We start from the raw sequence: 3,238 nt of genomic DNA on the forward strand, positions 1-3,238 counted from the left end.
GCCGACGGCGCCGGCGTTTAACCCCTATCCCCGATCAGTTCAGGTGGGGGAGTTTGAGGTGGCCATAGGCGGGGGAATTTGGGTGGCCATCGGGGGCAATGGTTTCGGCCATCTTCATCTTGTTCGACAGGCTTGCATCGATCCACCGGCTGGCTTCCAGCACCGCCATCATCACGGCGCGCGTGGTGTTGGGGTACTTCTTCACAAACTCTGCCGTGGTGCCCAGCACCTTCTCGGGGTGGTCGCGCCAGATGTCCTGCGTGGTGTTGGCCGTGATGCCGATGCCGTCCATGATGGCGCGGTGGTTCCAGGGCTCGCCCACGCAAAAGCCGTCCATGTTGCCCACGCGCATGTTGGCCACCATCTGCGGCGGCGGCACGGTGATGAGCTTGGCACCCGACACCGGGTTGATGCCTGCCGCCGCCAGCCAGTAGTGCATCCACATGGCGTGTGTGCCCGTGGGGAAGGTGCCGGCAAAGGTGTACTCGCGCTTCTCCCGGGCCATCAGCGCCGCGAGCGAAGGGCCATCCACCGCGCCCTTGTCGGCCAAGGCTCTTGACAGCGTGATGGCCTGGCCGTTGTGGTTCAGGTTCATCAGCACGGCCATGTCCTTCTTCGGCCCGGCCGTGCCTAGATGCACGCCATACACCAGGCCGTAGAGCACATGGGCAAAGTCCAGCTCGCCGTTCACCAGCTTGTCGCGCACGCCGGCCCAGCTCGCCTCCTTGGTGGGAATGATGGTCACGCCGTATTTCTTGTCGAAACCCAGCATCGAGGCCATCACCACGCTGGCGCAGTCGGTCAGCGGAATGAAGCCGATCTTGACCTCTTTCTTCTCGGGTGCATCCGAGCCTTGGGCGTGGACCAGGGCGCGCAGCGCGGGGCTCACCCCCACGGCGCCCACGGTGGCGGCCTGCAGCACGGTGCGGCGGTTGAGGCGGGTTTTGAGCAGATCGGTCATGGTGCTTCCCTTGTGGCGTGACAAACAAAAAAGGCGTCCTCACGCCGCGCCTGGCTGCGTCATGCAGCTGTGCGCGGGTGGGGACGCCTTTGTCCGGTTTCTGGCCGCATCCGCCCGCCGTTGGGCAGAGCCGCCATTGCAGACCTGTGAAGGTCTTGCATGATGCATTGCAAGCCCTGTGCCAGCTAGTAGAAGTGATTTTTGCTATTGAATGATGAGCGTACTACGAAGTATTTACGGGTGCTACAGGTTTTGTTGCTGAAAGAGACCGGGGGCGGCAGTGCACCGGTGTTGTGCGGCGCACCATCAGGGCGCGGGGAGCTGAGGGCTGAAAACGGTCACGATCTGCCGTTCGTGACTGATCGGTTTCTGACGCAGCTCTATGCACTCAATCCACAGTCCCAGTTCGCGGCGTGAACGTAGGCCAGCGGTTGTAGCCGACTTCAGGATCGTTGGCCCGCAGCGTCTGGACGAAGTGAACCTCCATGCTATTGATCTCCGCCCTTGTCGCAGTCTTCGACTCCCACAAGATGTCTCGGGTGACCGTGAAGCTCTTCCGCAGTACTGGGGAGTGAATCGTCAAGGCGCAGCCTTTCACGCACATGAGAACGACTTTTCGGCTCTGTCAAAGACTGCCCTTTGCGGAGCAGAAAGGCAGCTTAGCTGACAGAGAATTAGCTCGCAGTAATCCGTTCCCTGGCGAGCCGGGTGCCTGCAGCAAGCGCCTGCAGCTTTCGCCAGGCCACGTCCCGATCCATCGGAGCCAAGCCACAGTTCGTACACGGGAAAAGTCTCTCCTTGGGCACGAACTGCAGGGCTCGGCCGATAGTGTCAGCCACTTCTTCGGGTGTTTCTACTTCATCGCTCGCCACATCGATCACACCGACCAGTACGTCCTTACCTGGTAGCAGTGCCATGAGGTCGGGAGGTACATGAGAGTGGATACATTCCAAGCTCACCTGATCAATGCTGCTGCGGGCGAGCGCAGGAAACACCGTCTCATACTGGCGCCATTTCTCGCCCAGTGTGCTCTTCCAGTCAGTGTTGGCCTTGATGCCGTAGCCGTAGCAGATGTGTACCGCCGTTGTACACGTCAGCCCCTGCGCCGCTCTTTCAAGCGCCTTCACGCCCCAGTCGGCTGCATCCTTCATGTAAACGTTGAAGGCAGGTTCATCGAATTGGATGATGTCTACTCCGTCGGCTTGCAGCGCGAGAGCTTCTTGGTTGAGCAACTCGGCAAATGCAAAAGCCAACTTCACTTTGTCACCATAGAAACGGTCGGCGACCGTGTCTACGATGGTCATCGGACCAGGTAGCGTGAATTTCAGCTTCTTTTTGGTATGAGCACGCGCGAGTTGAGCTTCGAAGGCATGCACACGGCCCTTCAATCGCAGGGCAGCCACCACCTGCGGCACCATAGCGTCGTACCGGTTATCGCGTATGCCCATCTTCACTTTGTTGTCGAAGTCGATGCCTTCGACTTGTTCGAGGAAGCCGTGCACGAAATGCTGGCGCGATTGCTCACCGTCGCACACGATATCCAGACCCGCGTCCTCCTGGGCTTTGATCCAAAGCAGGGTCGCATCGGCTTTGGCTTGGAGCAACGCATCGCCGTCGGCCCTCCACTGAGGCCAAAGTTTGTGGGTTTCTGCGAGCCAGGCCGGTTTCGGCAAACTACCGGCGATCGAAGTTTCAAACATCAAAAATTCCTTCTGACAAAAAAATGGACAGACATAGGTGAGTCAACCGGTTTAGCGAGAACAGCCAATCCATGGTTTTTCTTGGGAAACAAAGCATGAAGAATCAACCGAAAGAGCGGTCAGCTCGCAGAGCTGGCAGTCCATCGATGCAGGACAGAACCGTACGGCTTGATGAAGTGCTCCTCAGCAAACTTGCCTTGCTGGACCGCAAGTTGACTGCGCTCTTCACGGTCGTAGACGATTTGCGTCGACGAGTAGTCCTGGTTGGTGAGGCTCGGCTGATAGAAGTTACCGGCGGCAGAGTTGGCGTTGTAGATCTCGGGCCGATAAATCTTCTGAAAGGTTTCCATGGTGCTGATGGTGCCGATCAGCTCAAGATTCGTGTAGTCGTCCAGAAGATCGCCGTAAAAGTAGAACGCTAACGGCGCGACGCTGTTTGGAGGCATGAAGAAGCGAACTTGCATACCCATTTTTTCAAAGTACGAGCCTGTCAGAAAGTTTGTGTGTGAGGCATAGCATGTCAACAAGGAGCATGAATGCCACGCAAGACGAAGACAACCGCAGCGGCGGACAAGGC

Annotated in this window: 2 protein-coding genes and 1 pseudogene; all 3 read right to left on the reverse strand. The window is 58.3% G+C overall.

The features are described from left to right. Positions 1-73: 73 nt before the first annotated feature. Positions 74-961, reverse strand: a pseudogene (locus BLW02_RS19315) (CmpA/NrtA family ABC transporter substrate-binding protein); the annotation flags it as partial. 674 nt (positions 962-1,635) lie between these two features. Continuing rightward, the gene (locus tag BLW02_RS19325; RefSeq protein ID WP_092701744.1) at positions 1,636-2,661 is read right to left on the reverse strand and encodes a methionine synthase; all 1,026 of its coding nucleotides are present in this window, start codon (positions 2,659-2,661) and stop codon (positions 1,636-1,638) included. A gap of 119 nt (positions 2,662-2,780) precedes the next feature. Beyond that, positions 2,781-3,188: a putative oxygenase MesX gene (locus tag BLW02_RS19330; protein WP_280140389.1), complete on the reverse strand. Its 408-nt coding sequence runs from the start codon at positions 3,186-3,188 to the stop codon at positions 2,781-2,783. Positions 3,189-3,238: the final 50 nt, after the last annotated feature.

It is taken from the genome of Acidovorax soli, from assembly GCF_900107605.1.
GTDB lineage: Bacteria > Pseudomonadota > Gammaproteobacteria > Burkholderiales > Burkholderiaceae_C > Acidovorax > Acidovorax soli.

Bases quoted from the DNA above. Each gene is read 5' to 3' on its own strand.
- BLW02_RS19325 (WP_092701744.1), bottom strand. From the start codon at position 2,661: ATGTTTGAAACTTCGATCGCCGGTAGTTTGCCGAAACCGGCCTGGCTC.